The sequence below is a fragment of the Variovorax fucosicus genome (genome assembly GCF_030316825.1).
Lineage (GTDB): Bacteria > Pseudomonadota > Gammaproteobacteria > Burkholderiales > Burkholderiaceae_C > Variovorax > Variovorax fucosicus.
Genome location: NZ_JASZYU010000002.1, coordinates 629,639 through 645,527, shown reverse-complemented (window position 1 = coordinate 645,527; position 15,889 = coordinate 629,639). Strand labels below are relative to the sequence as shown.

Below are 15,889 nucleotides of genomic sequence, written 5' to 3'. Positions count from 1 at the left end.
GGATGGAAGGGCAGCCGGCTTTGTAAGGCATGCCGCCCGCCCCCTCCGACGACGGGGCTTTCCGCCGCGCGCTACTTACTGCGCGGCGACCTTGCCGCGCGAAATGTCCATCACCATGCGCGTGACCAGGTAGAGCCGCGGCTGGATCGAATCGATCAGCACGTACTCGGCATCGGCCGAATGGGCGCCGAAGCCCTGCAGGCCGAAACGCTCCACCACCGGTGCCTTGGTGGCCAGGCCGGCAAAGGCGGCGTCGGTGCCGCCGCCGGCCACCTGGGCGTCGGCGCCGAGCTTGCGATCGAGTTCGCCATAGATGGTCTGCGCGTGCCGGGCGAGCGCGAGCGAGGCCGGGCTCGATTCGAGCGGCGGACGGCGGCGCTCGAACTTGAGTTCGACCTTCGCCTCGGGAATCAGCTGCTTCTTCACGCGTTCGTTGACCTGCTTCTCGATGCGGTCGTAGTCGGCAACCTTGTTCACGCGCACGTCGGCGCCGGCCGTCGCGCTGGCCGGGATCACGTTGCGGTTGGTGCCCGATTGCGCGATCGTCCAGTTCATCTTGAGGCCGGTGGCCGGATCCGACAGGTCGCGCATCTGCAGCACCTGGTGCGCCATTTCGTAGAACGCATTGACGCCACGCTCCGGTGCCGAGCCCGCGTGCGAGGCCTTGCCCTGCACCTTGAGCGTGACCGAGGCGATGCCGGCAGTGGCGAGCGACAGCTTGTCTTCAGCCACCGAAGCGCCTTCGTGCGACAGCACGGCGTCGTGTTCTGCGGCGAGTTTGGTGATGAGCGCGCGCGAGCCGGGCGAGCTGATTTCCTCGTCGCCGTTGATCAGCACGGTGAGCGTGCCGTACTCCTTGAAGTCCAGCGCCTTGAGCACGGCCAGCGTGTGCAGGATCACCGCGATGCCCTGCTTGTCGTCGGCGATGCCGAGGCCATAGGCCTTGTCGCCCTCGACACGGAACGGCTGCTTGTTGAGCATGCCGATCTGGTAGACCGTGTCCATGTGCGCGATCAGCATGATCTTCTTGGTGCCGGTGCCCTTGAAGGTGGCCTTGACGACCTTGCCGATCTTCTCGGGCGTGTCTTCCATGCGGTAGACCTCGGGCGACGCCGGGCTGCCGGGCTCGATCAGCTCCACCTGGCCACCGAGCGCGCGCAGCTTGTCGGCGATGAGGCTGGCGATCTTGTCGAGCCCTTCGAGGTCGCGGCTGCCCGATTCGATGCCGACCAGCTGCGAGAGCGAATCGAGCAACGGCTGCTTCTGCTGGGCGGCGAGTTCTGCGATGCGTGCATCGGGTGCGGCGTGGACAGAGAGCGTGACCAGCGCCAGGGCGGCGGCGAGAGCGAGTTTTCGCATGGCTTTTCTTTTCCTTCGATGGAGGGTTGTCGTCAGTGTGCCTTGTCCCAGTTCGGCCCGAAGCCGATCTCGGCCAGCAGCGGCACCTTGAGCGCGGCCACGGCGGCCATGATGCGCGGGATTTCGGTGCGCACCCATTCCACCTCGGCCTCGGGCACTTCGAACACCAGTTCGTCGTGCACCTGCATGATCATCTTCGTGCCGCGCTGCTCGGCGTCGAGCACGCGCTGCACCTCGACCATGCTGAGCTTGATCAGGTCGGCCGCCGTGCCCTGCATCGGCGCGTTGATGGCCGCGCGCTCGGCGCCGCCGCGACGCGGGCCGTTCGGTGAATTGATCTCGGGCAGGTACAGGCGCCGGCCGAACACGGTTTCGACATAGCCTTTTTCCTTGGCCAGTGCGCGCGTTTCATCCATGTAGATCTTCACGCCCGGGTAGCGCTGGAAATAGCGGTCGATGTAGGCGGCCGCGGCCTTGGTCTCGATACCGAGATTGCGTGCAAGGCCGAAGCTGCTCATGCCGTAGATCAGCCCGAAGTTGATGACCTTGGCATAGCGGCGCTGCTCGCTCGACACCTGGTCGGGCGTGCTGCCGAACACTTCGGCCGCGGTCGCGCGGTGCACGTCGATGCCGTCGGTGAAGGCGCGCAGCAGCGAGGCATCGTCGCTCAGGTGCGCCATGATGCGCAGCTCGATCTGCGAGTAGTCGGCGCTCGCGATCACACTGCCCGCGGGCGCCACGAAAGCTTCGCGCACGCGCCGGCCTTCGGGCGTGCGGATCGGGATGTTCTGCAGGTTCGGGTCGTTGCTGCTGAGCCGGCCCGTCACGGCCACCGCCTGCGCGTAGTGCGTGTGCACGCGCCCGCTGCGCGGGTTGGCCAGCTGGCCCAGCTTGTCGGTGTAGGTGCCCTTGAGCTTGGACAGGCCGCGGTGTTCGAGGATCTTGGCCGGCAGCGGGAAGTCTTCAGCCAGTTTCTCCAGCACCTCTTCGTCGGTGCTGGGCGCGCCGCTCGGCGTCTTCTTGACCACGGGCAGGCCGAGCTTGGTGAAGAAGATCTCGCCGATCTGCTTGGGCGAACCCAGGTTGAAAGGCTGGCCCGCGAGTTCGTAGGCCTCCTGCTCCAGCGCCATGATGCGCGTGCCGAGCTCATGGCTTTGCGCCGACAGCGTGGGCGCATCGATCAGCACGCCGTTGCGCTCGATGCGGTAGAGCGCTTCGCTGCTCTTCATCTCGAGCTGGTAGACGAACATCAGCTTTTCGTCGGCCTCGAGCTGCGGCCAGAGTGCCTGGTGCACGTCGAGCGTCTGGTCGCTGTCCTCGCAGGAGTACTCGGCCGCCTTGTCGATCGCCACCTGGCTGAAGGGGATCTGGTGCGCGCCCTTGCCGCACAGGTCTTCGTAGCTGATGCCGCTGCGGCCCAGATGGCGCTCGGCCAGGCTCGCGAGGCCGTGCGGCTTGTGCACTTCGAGCACGTAGCTCTGCAGCATGGTGTCGTGTGCATAGCCCTGCACCTCGATGCCGTGGTTGGCGAACACGTGGCGGTCGTACTTGACGTGCTGGCCCAGCTTTTTCTTCGCGCCGTTCTCGAGCCAGGGCTTCAGCTTCGCGAGCACCTCGTCGCGCGGCAACTGGGCCGGCGCATCGGGGTAGTTGTGGGCCAGCGGCACGTAGGCGGCCTCGCCCGGCTTCACGCTGAAGCTCACGCCGACGATCTCGGCGCGCATCTCGTCGAGCGAGGTGGTTTCGGTGTCGACCGCGACCAGCTCGGCCGCCTCCACCCGGGCCAGCCAGGCGTCGAAGGCCTCCCAGGTCAGCACCGTGTCGTAGGACAGGTTGCTGACCTTCTCGGCCGCGACCATCGCGGGGTCGTCGAACAGGCCCGGGCTGGCGTCGCCGCCCTTCTGCTTCTTGTTGCTTTCCTCGATCAGCTCGGGCGGCACCGCCTGCGATTCGAGCGCCTTGACCAGGCTCTTGAAACCGAACTTTTCGTAGAAGGCCTTGAGCTCGTCGGTTTGCTGCGGGCCCGGTACGAGTGCTTCGAGCGACGGGAGGCCGGCGACGTGCTCGGCGAGGTCGCAGTCGGTGCGGATGGTCACGAGCCGCCGGCCCTGCGGCAGCCATTCCAGCGCCTGGCGCAGGTTTTCTCCGGCCTGCCCCTTGACCTCTGCAGCGCGCTCGATCAACGCGTCGAGCGAGCCGTATTCGAGCAGCCATTTGGCAGCCGTCTTGGGCCCGACCTTGGCCACGCCCGGCACGTTGTCGACCGTGTCGCCGACCAGCGTCTGGTAGTCGATCATCAGGTGAGGCGGCACGCCGAATTCGGCCATCACGCCCGCCACGTCGCGTTTCTTGCCGTTCATCGTGTCGATGATCGTGATGTGCTCGTCGACCAGCTGGCTCATGTCCTTGTCGCCGCTCGACACGATCACCTCGACGCCCTGCTGCGCGGCCGTCTTGGCCAGCGTGCCGATCACGTCGTCGGCCTCGACGCCCGGCACCACCATCACCGGCCAGCCCAGCAGCCGCACCACCTCGTAGATCGGCGTCACCTGGCTGCGCAGATCGTCCGGCATCGGCGAGCGGTTGGCCTTGTAGTCGGCATACCAGTCGTCGCGAAAGGTCTTGCCCGGCGCATCGAAGATGCAGGCCGCGTAGTCGGCGCGCACCTCGCGCCGCAGCGCCTGGGTCATGTTGATCATGCCGCGGATGGCGCCGGTGGCCGGGCTCGTCATGTCGCCGGGCACGGCGCGCAGATCGGGCATCGCGTGAAAAGCGCGATACAGGTAGCTCGAACCATCCACGAGCAGCAGCGTTTTCTTGTCGGTCATCGGGCCATTTTGCCGTTTGCCGAACGCGCGCCCGTCAGACGGGGTCGGGCGGCACCTGCTTACAACCCGGGCTCGGGGTGCCACCTACAATCTCGTCATGCGCCGATCCATCCTGCTGCCCGTTCGCCGCACCCTTGCGGTGCTTGCCTGTGTCTTGCCGCTGGCCGGCGTCGAGGCCCAGACCGCCCCGCCATCCGCCGACGCCTCACAGGCTCAGCCACAGGGCCGCCAGAACCAGAAGATCGAGAACATCCACGTCGAAGACAGTGGCGCTTCGGTCGACGAAGTGCGCTACGGCGGCCAGACCCAGAGCATCAAGGTCACGCCCAAGGGCGCGCCGAGCTACGAGGTGCTGCCCGGCAGCGGCGCCCGAGCCCCGCAAGGGCAGCCCGCGCAGGCCGAGAGCGGGGGCAACGGCCCGCGCGTCTGGAACGTTTTCAAGTTCTGACCGGCCGTGGCCGTCTTCACAGAAGTCGGGCTCGAGGAAGCCGGCGCCCTGCTGCAGCGTCTGGGCCTCGGTGAGTTGCGCGAACTGCGCGGCATCGAAGGCGGCATCGAGAACACCAACTACTTCGCGACCACCGATCAGGGCGCCTATGTGCTGACGGTGTTCGAGCGGCTCGGCTTCGACCAGCTGCCTTACTACCTTTGCCTGATGCAGCACCTGGCCGCCCGCGGCATTCCCGTGCCTGCGCCGGCGCCCGATCCGTCGATTCAGCTGGCGCCGCTCGGCCATGCGCTGGAGCGCGCGGCCAACGCACCCTGCGAGTTGCTGCACACCCTGCAGGGCAAGCCCGCCGCCGTGGTGCAGCGCCTGGCCGGCCACAGCGTACTGGCACCGACGGCAGCGCATTGCGCAGCGCTCGGGCAAATGCTGGCGCGGATGCACCTGGCAGCGCGTGACTTTCCACGCATCCAGCCCAACCTGCGCGGCCTGCCATGGTGGAACGACACGGCGCCCGTGGTGCTGCCCTACCTCGATGCGCCCCAGGCTGCGCTGCTGCGCAGCGAACTGGCCTACCAGAACCACGTGGCCGAATCCTCGAGCTACGCAGCGCTGCCGCGCGGGCCGATCCACGCCGACCTGTTTCGCGACAACGCGATGTTCGCGACCGACGAAGAAGTGCCGCGCCTCACCGGCGTGTTCGATTTCTACTTTGCAGGCACCGACAGCTGGCTGTTCGACCTGGCCGTGTGCCTCAACGACTGGGCGATCGACCTGTCGACAGGCGAGGCCGACGCCGCCCGCACCGCCGCCCTGCTCGACGCCTACAGCACCGTGCGTCCGCTGATCGCCGCCGAGCGTGCGCTGCTGCCGGCCATGCTGCGCGCGGCCGCGCTGCGCTTCTGGATCTCGCGCCTCTGGGATTTCCATTTGCCGCGCGAGGCCAGCATGCTGAAGCCGCACGACCCCACGCACTTCGAGCGCGTGCTGTGCGAGCGCGTACGGCGACCGCTCCCGACGCCCGGCGCGCAACGCGTGCTGCAGGCCGCCTGACCATGAAGCTTCATCTTGTCCCTGCCCGCACCGGCGTCGAGTGGGTTCGCCTCGGCTTGCGCACCTTCTGGCGGCAACCGCTGGCCTTCATTTCGCTGTTCTTCCTCTTCATGGCGCTGATTTCGATCGCGGCGCAATTGCCGCTGGTCGGCAGCATCGTCGCGCCGGTGTTCCTGCCGTTCATGACGCTGGGGCTGATGGTCGCCACCTCGGTGGCCTACGACAGTGAAACGCCGAAGCCCGTCGCGCCCGCGATGTTCGTGGCGGCCGTCCGCGCCATGCGCGGCCGCTGGCGGCCGATGGTGGTGCTCGGCATCATTTCGGCGATCTATTTCGTGGCTGCGGTGGGGGTGTCGGCGCTGATCGATGGCGGCCAGCTCGCACGGGCCTACCTGCTCGACGAAACCGTGACGCCAGAGATCATGGCCGGCAGCGATTTCCAGACGGCACGTCTGCTGGTGATGTGCCTGAACCTGCCGCTTTCGCTCGCGATGTGGCATGCGCCGGCCCTGGTGCACTGGCACGGCGTGGCGCCGGCCAAGAGCCTGTTCTTCAGCCTTGTCGCGCTGTTCCGCAACTTCACCGCCTATGCGATGTTCTGCCTGTCGTGGTTTGGCGTGTTCATGATCGCGGGCATCGCGCTCGGTCTGCTGGCGACGGTGCTGGTCGCCGCCGGCGGCATGGCCGTCGGCGACAGTTCGTCGATGCTGGGCGGCGCGCTGATGATCGGCTGCGCATTGACCCTGGCGGCGATGTCGCTGAGCTCGACCTGGTTCACTTTCCGCGACAGCTTCGATCCGGATTAGGCTCGCCCCCAGGCTTCGCGCACTGCGTGTCGCTTCTCCTTCCCCCTACCGGGGGCAACACCAGCGGCCCGGCAGAGCCGGTTCCGCGGTGTTCACGCGAAAAGTCAGACCGGGGTCAATTTTGCGACGGAGAGCGCCAGCCACTTGACGCCGTGGCGCGGAAAGTTGATCTGGGCCCGCGCATCGTCGCCGCTGCCTTCGAGCGCGGTCACCGTGCCCTCGCCGAACTTGTTGTGGAACACCTGCTGGCTGATGCGCAGGCCGTGCGACGGGGCCGCCTTCTGCACCGGCACCGTGCCGCTGCCATAGGTTTCGGTGGCGCGCGCACCGCCGTAGCCGCCATAGCCGCTGTCGTAGCGGCCGCTGCGCTGGCTCGGCGCCGCGAACTGCCCGAAGCCGGCATTCTTGGGCGTCAGCCATTTCAGCGCGCTCTCGGGCAATTCGTCGAAGAAGCGGCTCTTGAGGTTGTAGCGCGTCTGCCCATGGAGCATGCGCGTCTGCGAATGGCTCAGGTAGAGCCGCTGGCGCGCGCGCGTGATCGCGACGTACATCAGCCGGCGCTCTTCCTCGAGACTGTCGCGGTCGCTCATCGAATTTTCGTGCGGGAACAGGCCCTCTTCCATGCCGGTGATGAACACGCAGTCGAACTCCAGGCCCTTGGCGGCATGCACCGTCATGAGCTGCACCGCGTCCTGGCCGGCCTTGGCCTGGTTGTCGCCTGACTCGAGCGCAGCATGGGTGAGGAATGCCGCCAGCGGGCTCAGCGTTTCGCCGGTGTCGGCATCGGGCGCGAGATCGGGCAGCGCTTCGTCGAGCACCGGGCGACTCGTGTCGATGCCCTGGCTGGCAGCGCTTTGGCGCAACTCGTCGATCGGCAAGGCGACCGCATCGCGGCCAAAGCCCTCCTGCGTGACGAAGCTCTCGGCCGCGTTGACCAGTTCTTCCAGATTCTCGATGCGGTCGGCGCCTTCGCGATCGGCCTTGTAATGCTCGATCAGGCCGCTGTGGTCGAGGATCAGCTCGATGATTTCCTTCAGCGAGATGTTCTGCGTCTGCTCGCGCAGCACGTCGATCTTCGCGACGAACGCCGACAGATTGGCGCCCGCCTTGCCGCTGAGCGCTCCGACGGCGTCGTGCAGCGACTGGCCGCGCGCGCGCGCCGCGTCCTGCAACTGCTCGATGCTGCGTGCGCCGATGCCGCGCGGCGGAAAGTTGACGACGCGCAGAAAGCTGGTGTCGTCGTCCTTGTTCTCGAGCAGGCGCAGGTAGGCCAGCGCGTGCTTGATTTCGGCACGCTCGAAGAAGCGCAGGCCCCCATACACGCGGTACGGCACCGCGGCATTGAACAGCGCGGTTTCGATCACGCGGCTCTGCGCATTGCTGCGGTAGAGCACGGCGATTTCCTTGCGGCTGATGCCCGCGTCGGCGCCGGAGCCCCGCACCAGCTGGCGGATCTCGTCGACCATCCATTGCGCCTCGGCAAAGTCGCTGGTCGATTCGTACACCCGCACCGGCTCGCCGGGGCCCTGCTCGGTGCGCAGGTTCTTGCCCAGGCGCTTGGTGTTGTGGCCGATCAGCTCGTTGGCCGAGTCGAGGATGTTGCTATAGCTGCGGTAGTTCTGCTCGAGCTTGATCTGCTGCTGCACATCGAACTCGTGCACGAAGTCGGCCATGTTGCCGACGCGCGCGCCACGAAAGGCGTAGATGCTCTGGTCGTCGTCGCCCACCGCGATCACGCTGTTGCCGCCGGGCTGGAAGGTGCCGTCGACCGTGGTGCCCGACAGCATCTTGATCCACGCGTATTGCAGGCGGTTGGTGTCCTGGAACTCGTCGATCAGGATGTGGCGGAAGCGCCGCTGGTAGTGCTCGCGCACCGGATCGTTGTCGCGCAGCAGTTCGTAGCTGCGCAGCATGAGCTCGCCGAAATCGACCACGCCTTCGCGCTGGCATTGCTCTTCGTAGAGCTGGTAGAGCTCGACCTTCTTGCGGTCGTCCTCGCTGCGCGCCTCGACGTCGCGCGGGCGCAGGCCGTCTTCCTTGGCGCCGGCGATGAACCATTGCGTCTGCTTGGCCGGAAAGCGCTCGTCGTCGACGTTGTGCTGCTTCATCAGCCGCTTGATGGCCGAGAGCTGGTCCTGCGTGTCGAGAATCTGGAAGGTGGACGGCAGGTTGGCCAGCTTCCAGTGCGCGCGCAGGAAACGGTTGCACAGGCCATGGAAGGTGCCGATCCACATGCCGCGCACATTGACCGGCAGCATCGCCGACAGCCGCGTCATCATTTCCTTGGCCGCCTTGTTGGTGAAGGTGACGGCCAGCACCCCCCCCGGCGACACCTGGCCGGTCTGCAGCAGCCAGGCGATGCGCGTGGTGAGCACGCGCGTCTTGCCGGAACCGGCGCCCGCGAGGATCAGCGCATTGCCGGCCGGCAAGGTCACCGCGGCGAGCTGCTCGGGGTTGAGGTTCTGGAGCAGCGGCAGGTCGGCGCGGGGCGCGGTATCGGTGAGCATCACCCGATTGTAGAAAGCGCGGCGTATGCAGGGTATATGAACGGCCATTGCGCGCGCCACGGGGGGACTGCGTAAAATCAGTCACCGGGCCCAAGTTTCTTGCGCCCGGTTTTTCGTTTTGGAAAGCCGGCCGAACCAAGCGCTCATTTGTTCTTCAATGGAGCTTCGGTCATGCAAATTTTCGACTACGACAACATCCTGCTGCTTCCGCGCAAGTGCCGCGTGGAAAGCCGCTCCGAATGCGACGCCAGCGTCGAGCTCGGCGGCCGCAGCTTTCGCCTCCCGGTGGTGCCGGCCAACATGAAGACGGTGGTCGACGAAGCCATCTGCCTCTGGCTCGCGCAGAACGGCTACTTCTACGTGATGCACCGCTTCGACCTGGACAACGTGATCTTCGTCGAGCAGATGCAGAACAAGGGCGTGTTCGCTTCGATCTCGCTCGGCGTCAAGAAGGTCGACTACAACACGGTCGACCAGTTCGTCGCGAAGGGCCTGGTGCCGGAGTACATCACGATCGACATCGCGCACGGCCATGCCGACAGCGTGAAGAACATGATCGGCTATCTCAAGGAAAAGCTGCCGGCGTCTTTCGTGATTGCCGGCAACGTGGCCACGCCCGAAGCCGTGATCGACCTGGAGAACTGGGGCGCCGACGCGACCAAGGTCGGCGTCGGCCCGGGCAAGGTCTGCATCACCAAGCTCAAGACCGGCTTCGGCACCGGCGGCTGGCAGCTGAGCGCGCTCAAGTGGTGCGCACGCGTGGCCACCAAGCCGATCATTGCCGACGGCGGCATCCGCGACCACGGCGACATCGCCAAGAGCATCCGCTTCGGCGCCAACATGGTGATGATCGGCTCGCTGTTCGCGGGCCACGAGGAGTCGCCGGGCAAGACCGTGGAGGTCGACGGCGTGCTGTTCAAGGAGTACTACGGCTCGGCCAGCGACTTCAACAAGGGCGAATACAAGCACGTCGAAGGCAAGCGCATCCTGGAGCCGATCAAGGGCAAGCTGGCCGGCACGCTGATCGAGATGGAGCAGGACGTGCAGAGCTCGATCAGCTATGCGGGCGGCAAGAGGCTGATGGACATCCGCAAGGTGAACTACGTGACGCTGGGCGGTGCCAACGAGGGCGAGCACCTGCTGATGTAGCCCACCCCCGATGCGGCTCACTTCGTGTAGCCGCCTCCCCCTCGAGGGGGCGACACCAGCGGGCCGGCTAAGCCGGTTCCGCGGTGTCCCTGGAAAAGTCAGCGTCGATCTTGGAGCAGTGAGAGGGCCGAGCCGTGAAGGGCATGTGAGGGGTCGGCCAGTGCGTCGAGGACGCTGAAGTGGTTGAGGCCCGGCAGCTCTTCGCAGACCGGCACCGTGCGTGGGCCCCACGCCTGGCGGATCAGCGCGTTGTGGCGCAGAAACTCTTCGCTCTCGTCGCCGCCGACCACGCTGTAGAGCCGGCCCTGCTTCGGCGCCGGCCACAAGGCCGGGCTGGCGCGGCGCGCATCCTGCGACGTGAGTCGCAACGCCTCCTGCAACGAGGGCGTGCGCATCAGCGGGTGGAGGTCGTAAAGCCCCGAGATCGACAGCGCATTGCGCACCAGCTGCGCCGGCAGGCCCAGCGCCTTCCAGTCACAGGCCAGCAGCATGGCCGCGAGATGCCCGCCGGCCGAATGCCCGGCGACCGTGATGCGGCGCGGATCACCGCCATGCTCGGCGACGTGGTGCCAGGTCCAGGCCAGTGCCTTCACCATCTGCAGGGCGATGTCCGGAATGGTCACCGGTTGCGCTTCGGTGCCCGGGCAGAGCGCGTAGTTCGGAACGACGACGCAAACGCCCTGCGCGGTGAATGCCGGCGCCACGAAGGAATGGTCGCTCTTGTCGAGCGAGCGCCAGTAGCCGCCGTGGACGAACACCAGCACCGGCGCGCTGGAGGCGCTCGCGGCGGGAAAGATGTCGAGCGTCTCGTTGACACCGTCGCCGTACCGCCGGTCGATCACGCCCGGCGGCGCGGCGGCGCGCACCTGCGCCGAGTCGTGCGCCCAGCGCGCAAAGTACGCAGGGTGCCCGGGCACGCGTGCCCGGTTGTTGTACATGCGGTCGAGCCAGACCGGGTCGTCGTCGTGCGGAGCAGCCATGCGTCGTTCCTTGTCGAAAAGCGATTCGGAGCGATCTTGGCACGCGCCACGAAACCCCATGAATCGCGTTAAACTCGACCTGCGTTGGGGGGGTAGCTCAGCTGGGAGAGCGCCGCGTTCGCAATGCGGAGGTCGTGAGTTCGATCCTCATCCTCTCCACCAACCGACAGTAAAGGGCCCTGGCATCCGCCAGGGCCTTTTTTCGTTGGGCGCCGCTCAGTCGAGCGTCAGATGCCGGCCGTGCAGCGCCGCCGCGGCGGGCGACGCGAGGTAGCCGATGGTCTGCGCGGCGACGGCGGTCGACACCCAATCGGCCGGGTTGACATCGGGCATCGCATGGCGGTTGGCCGGCGTGTCCATCACCGTCGGGGCGATGCTGTTGACGCGGATGCCGTGCGGCGACAACTCGGCCGCCATCGATTCCACCAGCCGCTGCAACGCGCTCTTGGACGCGGTATAGGCCGACATGGCGGCCAAGCCGCGCGACGCAGTGGCGGCGGTGACGGCGATCACGCTGCCGCCCTGGTGCGCGATCATCGACGGCACGAACGACTGGCTCACCGCCACGAACGACCACGCGTTCAGGTTCATCATGCGATCCCAGCTTGCACGTTCGAGCTCGTGCACCGAAGCGCCCATCTCGAAGCCGCCCGCAATGTGCACGAGCGTGTCGACCTGCTGAAAAACCTTCAATACCTGCGCCGATGCCTCCTGCATGGCCGCCACCGACGTCACGTCGCAGGCAATCAGCAGATGCTGCGAGTTGTCGAGGCCGGGAAAGGTCTCGGCCAGCTTTTCGGCATGGTGGTCCAGCAGCGCGAGGCGCGCGCCCTGGTCGAGAAAGTGCTGCGCCACGGCCCGGCCGAGCGCGCCGGCGGCGCCCGTCAACACGACGTGGGAGGGGGTCTTGAGGGTATCGGTCATCGATGCATCCTTGGAGTTCGTTGCGCAAGCGCGCGAGTGCCGGCGATGGTAGCTCCGCCTGCTGGCCCTCGCCGATTCTTCTGGGCTATAATCGAAGGATCGCCTGATCACAGCAATGCGATTCAGGGGCTCTTAGCTCAGTTGGTAGAGCAGCGGACTCTTAATCCGTAGGTCGAGTGTTCGAGTCACTCAGGGCCCACCACCAACACCGCGTCAGCGTTGAAAAGCCTGCTATCAAAACGGTAGCAGGCTTTTTTCATACTGGCTGCTTTGCCAGCTTTTCTCGAGGCGTTGTACGGTTGTTAACGGCAGCCGCCGTCTGCGCATAGCCTACAACAGCAGCACAATTGCGACCGGCATGGCATCGCCATGCTGCCCCAAGGCGGTCGTCGCGACCGCGAAGCACCTAGAGTTGGAACCACAGTCGGCCGCCGACACCGTCGGCAATGGCCTCGATCGAGGACGTGGCCGTTGTGGACAAGGTGTACGCCAGCCCCGCCTTGGCCGCCGCGCGGGCGATGGCGAGATCGGCTTGCGGCCAGCCTGCACCGATGGCACCCGTCGGCGCAATCAGCATCGAGGCAGCCGCGGGTGCGCCGACGATCCTGGTCGTGAGGTCCACGTTCGACACGTCCACCAGCACTCGCGGCGCCAAGTCTCGCATGCCGAAAAAGGTGTGCAGCATACCGGCATAGCGCACACAGGTGGCACTCACCCCTGCCTCCGCCAAGCGTGCGGCATAGGCCTCGCCGTCGTCGCGCACCACGTCACATCCGCCGTGTCACCAGCGCTGCCGGCAGATCCGATACGAGGCAGCCAGCAGCGGCGACAGACGCCAGTCGTCCACCTACGCCGTCCGGCCAAGGCCGTAGTTCTTGAACGCACGAGCCATGGCACGACGACGTTGTTTGCCGCCCTGGACATTGCCACAGGCGCCATCATCGGCCAGATGCGTCGGCGCCAAACAGCGGCGAATCCCTAAAGTTCTTGCGAACGCTCGAGGCCAGCATCTCGCCCGTGTTAGACATCCACTTGGTCATGGCTGGATAACTACGGCACCCACAAGACGGCGTCGATGATCGTGGCTTGCAAGACGTCCGAGCTTTCAGGTGCACTTCACGCCGACCTCGGCATGCTGGCTCAATCAGGTCGAGCGCTGGTTCGCGACGTTGACGCAACGCTGCGTTCGCCGCGCACGCACCGCTCTACGCGCGAGCTCGAGCAGGTCATCCACGACAACCTGGAGCTCAACAACGCCAAAGTTCTTCGACAATCTCCCGGAACGGACGCAGAAAATGCAGCACCCGGCCGTCGTATTCATTGGAGACGGCAACATGGGTCGAAGCAACTCGCAACCTACTGCAGACAGGCAGGCCGGTGTCGTGAGTTAGAAGTTCGCAGACAAAAGCGCTCGACACTCCCGAGGATGTCATCAGCGGTTTTCGACCATACGAACGGCTTCGGTCTTCTTTTCTTTAAGGTCGGCAAGATCGACTAGCGTCGATACCCGGATGCATATTCCGGCGTCGCGATGCCCGGCTTGAGCCGTACATCATCACGGACTCCCACGGCCATCATCTTCAGCGGAATTACGCCGGCCCAGAGATCCAGTTCATAGTCGGTTTCGATATCTCGGACGCCGACGTCCCGGACCTTCGCAGAGACTTCATTGAGCGGAAACCGCAAGATCATCGTGGCTTCCATCTCCTGCCTCGTCGGCCGGCGCACGCGGTGGCCCGGTATGACCGACTGGATCACCGCATCCATGATCGGCTCCTTCTCCAGCCCTTCGACCTTCTCGCCGCTCGCGAAGATGACCACCGAGCGGTAGTCCACGCTGCAGCCGAAACCCGATCGCCCTGCCACGATGCCGTCGATGTGGGTCACGGCAATGCTCGCCGGCGCGCCCTCGGCGAGCGTGTTCAGGAGTCGATTGGTCGGGCTGCCGTGGAGGTATACATCCTCCTCGATCCGAAGGATGGTTGTGGGGATCACGCGTGGAGACCCGTCGACCACGAATGCGACGTGGCACACGATGGCCTCGTCGATGATAGCGTGGACTAGCTTGCGATCGTACGAGCCCCGTTCTAGGCGGCGCCGCACGCGCGTCTGTTCCGTCTGCGTATAGGAAGTCATGTCATGCCAACGCGGATGTAGTGGTTGCCGTTGCCGACTTCAGACGGCTGGCGATCGCGTCGTCGCCCTCGTACGCGTTGTTCTGCTTGGTGTACTGCCCGGTGCTGAGTGTCATGAGGGTTTCGTGCAAGGCGCGCGGCACCGTGACGCCGTCGATCACCGTGCGCTTGCGCGCTTCGTAGCGTCGCTCGGACGGCAGGCGCGCGCCGTCCTGCTCAAGTATTTTGGAGAAGAGCCGCTCACCGTGCTCCAGCTGGGCGACGCGGTCGCCTCGTTCGATGCACTGCACCGGATCGATCGCGATGATGAGTTCCCCGCCGCATGGTGCGCCTGTATTGGCAACGTCTTTTTCTCCCGCTTCATAGCTAAGCATGTCGCCCACCAGCGGGCCGGCCAGCAGCTCGACCATCATGGCGATCGAGGCGCCCTTGAAGCCCCCGAAAGGGAGTTGCGCGCCGGCGAGGGCTTCTTTCGGGTCAGTGGTTGGCTGTCCGTCGGGGCCGATGGCCCAGCCTTCAGGCAACGATTTGCCGTCGCGAAGCCGCAACTGGATTTCTCCCCGGGCACTGGCGCTGGAAGCCTGGTCGAACACGAGTGGCGGCTGGTTCAGTCGAGGCCAGGCGAAGGCCATCGGGTTGGTACCGTAGAGCGGTTTGGTCCCACCTGCCGGCGCGACGTAAGGGCTTGCCGCGACGAACGCGAAAGCGACCAGACCGCGGTTGGCCAGCCGCTCGACTTCGGGCCACAACGCCGCAACGTTGAGTGCATTGTTGACCGCCAGCGCAGCTATGCCCTTCTCCTTCGCCCGGACGGCCAGGGCTTCGTCGGCGCGTTCCAGCGCCAGCGGCGAGAAACCATAGTGCGCATCGATTTTCAGGATCCCGGAAGCCAGGTCTGTCAGCGTCGGTTCGGCGTCGCCCGACGCCTGGCCGGCACGCAGGGCGTTCACATAGAACGGGATCCGGAATAGGCCGTGATGGCGGCATTCATCGCGTTCGGCCGCCGTCACGGTGTTGGCGATCGCTGTCGCATGGGCATCGTTGAATCCCTGCGCCTTCAGCAGCACGGATGCGATCTGGTGAACCTCTACGAGGCTCATTCGGATGGTGTCGGTCATGGGTTGCTTCCTTCTTGTGTGGACAATTCGATGGCGGTCATTTCTTGACCAGGGGGCAGGCGCTTGCGCTCAAGGGCTGGAAGGCCTGCTCGGCGGGGACGGTCGAGAGGACCTTGTAGTAGTCCCACGGTGCCTTGGATTCTTCGGGCTTCTTAACTTCGACCAGGTACATGTCGTGCATCTTTGCTGCGACCTTCATACCGTCGTCGGTCTGTGCACCTTCGACTGCCTTCAGGTAATGGCGGACTGCCGAGTAGACGCCGCCCTGCGTCATCGTCGGCACCGCCTTGCGGCGTTCGAAGAACTTGCGCGACCACGTGCGCGATGCGTCGTCGCGATCCAAGTAGAAGGCCGTCAGGAACTGCAGGCCCTGTGTGGATTTCAGGCCCATGCTGTGGACGTCCGTCAGGAAGACGCTCGGGGCGGCGAGCGCCTGCTTCTTCGTGATGCCGAATTCGGCGGCCTGCTTGACCGTGGAAGTCATGTCGCTGCCCGCGCTGGCTCGAACGCGTAGTCGACCGTCATGAGGTACCAAGTGTCGTAGCCGCGCTGCGTCAGGATGCGCGCCAGCCCGTAGCCATTGTT

The 15,889-nt window shown here is 65.7% G+C and carries 14 protein-coding genes and 2 tRNA genes; 7 read left to right on the top strand and 9 right to left on the bottom strand.

Features of this window, described 5'->3' with window-relative positions; translation table 11 throughout:
• Nucleotides 1-75 precede the first annotated feature (75 nt).
• Nucleotides 76-1,359, bottom strand: a complete 1,284-nt coding sequence (locus QTI05_RS15160; protein ID WP_286622071.1) for a M20/M25/M40 family metallo-hydrolase — start codon at nucleotides 1,357-1,359, stop codon at nucleotides 76-78.
• A 32-nt stretch (nucleotides 1,360-1,391) separates the two neighbouring features.
• Nucleotides 1,392-4,187, bottom strand: coding sequence for a DNA polymerase I (gene polA, locus QTI05_RS15155; protein ID WP_286622070.1), 2,796 nt, complete (start codon nucleotides 4,185-4,187; stop codon nucleotides 1,392-1,394).
• 97 nt (nucleotides 4,188-4,284) lie between these two features.
• On the opposite strand from polA, the gene QTI05_RS15150 reads away from it, so the two are divergent.
• From QTI05_RS15150 to QTI05_RS15140, 3 genes are read left to right on the top strand one after another with little or no spacing between them, the layout of a single operon-like run.
• The gene (locus QTI05_RS15150; protein ID WP_286622069.1) at nucleotides 4,285-4,635 is read left to right on the top strand and encodes a hypothetical protein; all 351 of its coding nucleotides are present in this window, start codon (nucleotides 4,285-4,287) and stop codon (nucleotides 4,633-4,635) included.
• A gap of 6 nt (nucleotides 4,636-4,641) precedes the next feature.
• On the top strand, nucleotides 4,642-5,685 hold the full coding sequence (locus QTI05_RS15145) for a homoserine kinase (RefSeq protein WP_286622068.1): 1,044 nt from the start codon (nucleotides 4,642-4,644) through the stop codon (nucleotides 5,683-5,685).
• Between the two features lie 2 nt (nucleotides 5,686-5,687).
• Nucleotides 5,688-6,491 (top strand): BPSS1780 family membrane protein, encoded by an 804-nt coding sequence (locus QTI05_RS15140; RefSeq protein ID WP_286622066.1) that lies wholly within the window; start codon nucleotides 5,688-5,690, stop codon nucleotides 6,489-6,491.
• Nucleotides 6,492-6,595: 104 nt separating this feature from the next.
• Here QTI05_RS15140 and QTI05_RS15135 read toward each other — a convergent pair whose 3' ends face one another.
• Entirely contained in the window at nucleotides 6,596-8,998 is a 2,403-nt protein-coding gene (locus QTI05_RS15135; RefSeq protein ID WP_286622065.1) for a UvrD-helicase domain-containing protein, read from the bottom strand.
• A 171-nt stretch (nucleotides 8,999-9,169) separates the two neighbouring features.
• On the opposite strand from QTI05_RS15135, the gene QTI05_RS15130 reads away from it, so the two are divergent.
• Nucleotides 9,170-10,147, top strand: a complete 978-nt coding sequence (locus QTI05_RS15130; RefSeq protein ID WP_286622064.1) for a GMP reductase — start codon at nucleotides 9,170-9,172, stop codon at nucleotides 10,145-10,147.
• Between the two features lie 98 nt (nucleotides 10,148-10,245).
• Here QTI05_RS15130 and QTI05_RS15125 read toward each other — a convergent pair whose 3' ends face one another.
• A complete protein-coding gene (locus QTI05_RS15125; protein WP_286622063.1) occupies nucleotides 10,246-11,127 on the bottom strand; it encodes an alpha/beta hydrolase in 882 nt (293 codons plus the stop codon).
• Between the two features lie 86 nt (nucleotides 11,128-11,213).
• Between QTI05_RS15125 and QTI05_RS15120 the strand changes: the two genes are divergently transcribed.
• A tRNA-Ala gene (locus QTI05_RS15120) sits at nucleotides 11,214-11,289 on the top strand.
• A gap of 54 nt (nucleotides 11,290-11,343) precedes the next feature.
• Here the strand turns inward: QTI05_RS15120 and QTI05_RS15115 are convergent.
• Entirely contained in the window at nucleotides 11,344-12,051 is a 708-nt protein-coding gene (locus QTI05_RS15115) for an SDR family oxidoreductase (RefSeq protein ID WP_286545699.1), read from the bottom strand.
• A gap of 126 nt (nucleotides 12,052-12,177) precedes the next feature.
• Between QTI05_RS15115 and QTI05_RS15110 the strand changes: the two genes are divergently transcribed.
• A tRNA-Lys gene (locus tag QTI05_RS15110) sits at nucleotides 12,178-12,253 on the top strand.
• Between the two features lie 204 nt (nucleotides 12,254-12,457).
• On the opposite strand, the gene QTI05_RS15105 is transcribed toward QTI05_RS15110, so the two are convergent.
• The gene (locus QTI05_RS15105; protein ID WP_286622062.1) at nucleotides 12,458-12,817 is read right to left on the bottom strand and encodes an alpha-hydroxy-acid oxidizing protein; all 360 of its coding nucleotides are present in this window, start codon (nucleotides 12,815-12,817) and stop codon (nucleotides 12,458-12,460) included.
• A gap of 309 nt (nucleotides 12,818-13,126) precedes the next feature.
• Between QTI05_RS15105 and QTI05_RS27925 the strand changes: the two genes are divergently transcribed.
• Nucleotides 13,127-13,549: a hypothetical protein gene (locus QTI05_RS27925; RefSeq protein WP_444812931.1), complete on the top strand. Its 423-nt coding sequence runs from the start codon at nucleotides 13,127-13,129 to the stop codon at nucleotides 13,547-13,549.
• Here the strand turns inward: QTI05_RS27925 and QTI05_RS15095 are convergent.
• The 3 genes from QTI05_RS15095 to QTI05_RS15085 are packed head-to-tail and all read right to left on the bottom strand — an operon-like array spanning nucleotide 13,546 to nucleotide 15,788.
• Nucleotides 13,546-14,187: a pyridoxamine 5'-phosphate oxidase family protein gene (locus QTI05_RS15095; RefSeq protein WP_286622061.1), complete on the bottom strand. Its 642-nt coding sequence runs from the start codon at nucleotides 14,185-14,187 to the stop codon at nucleotides 13,546-13,548. The genes QTI05_RS27925 and QTI05_RS15095 overlap by 4 nt on opposite strands.
• A 1-nt stretch (nucleotide 14,188) precedes the next feature.
• A complete protein-coding gene (locus QTI05_RS15090) occupies nucleotides 14,189-15,304 on the bottom strand; it encodes an Ldh family oxidoreductase (RefSeq protein ID WP_286545696.1) in 1,116 nt (371 codons plus the stop codon).
• 37 nt (nucleotides 15,305-15,341) lie between these two features.
• On the bottom strand, nucleotides 15,342-15,788 hold the full coding sequence (locus tag QTI05_RS15085) for an ABC transporter substrate-binding protein (RefSeq protein ID WP_286545695.1): 447 nt from the start codon (nucleotides 15,786-15,788) through the stop codon (nucleotides 15,342-15,344).
• Nucleotides 15,789-15,889 lie beyond the last annotated feature (101 nt).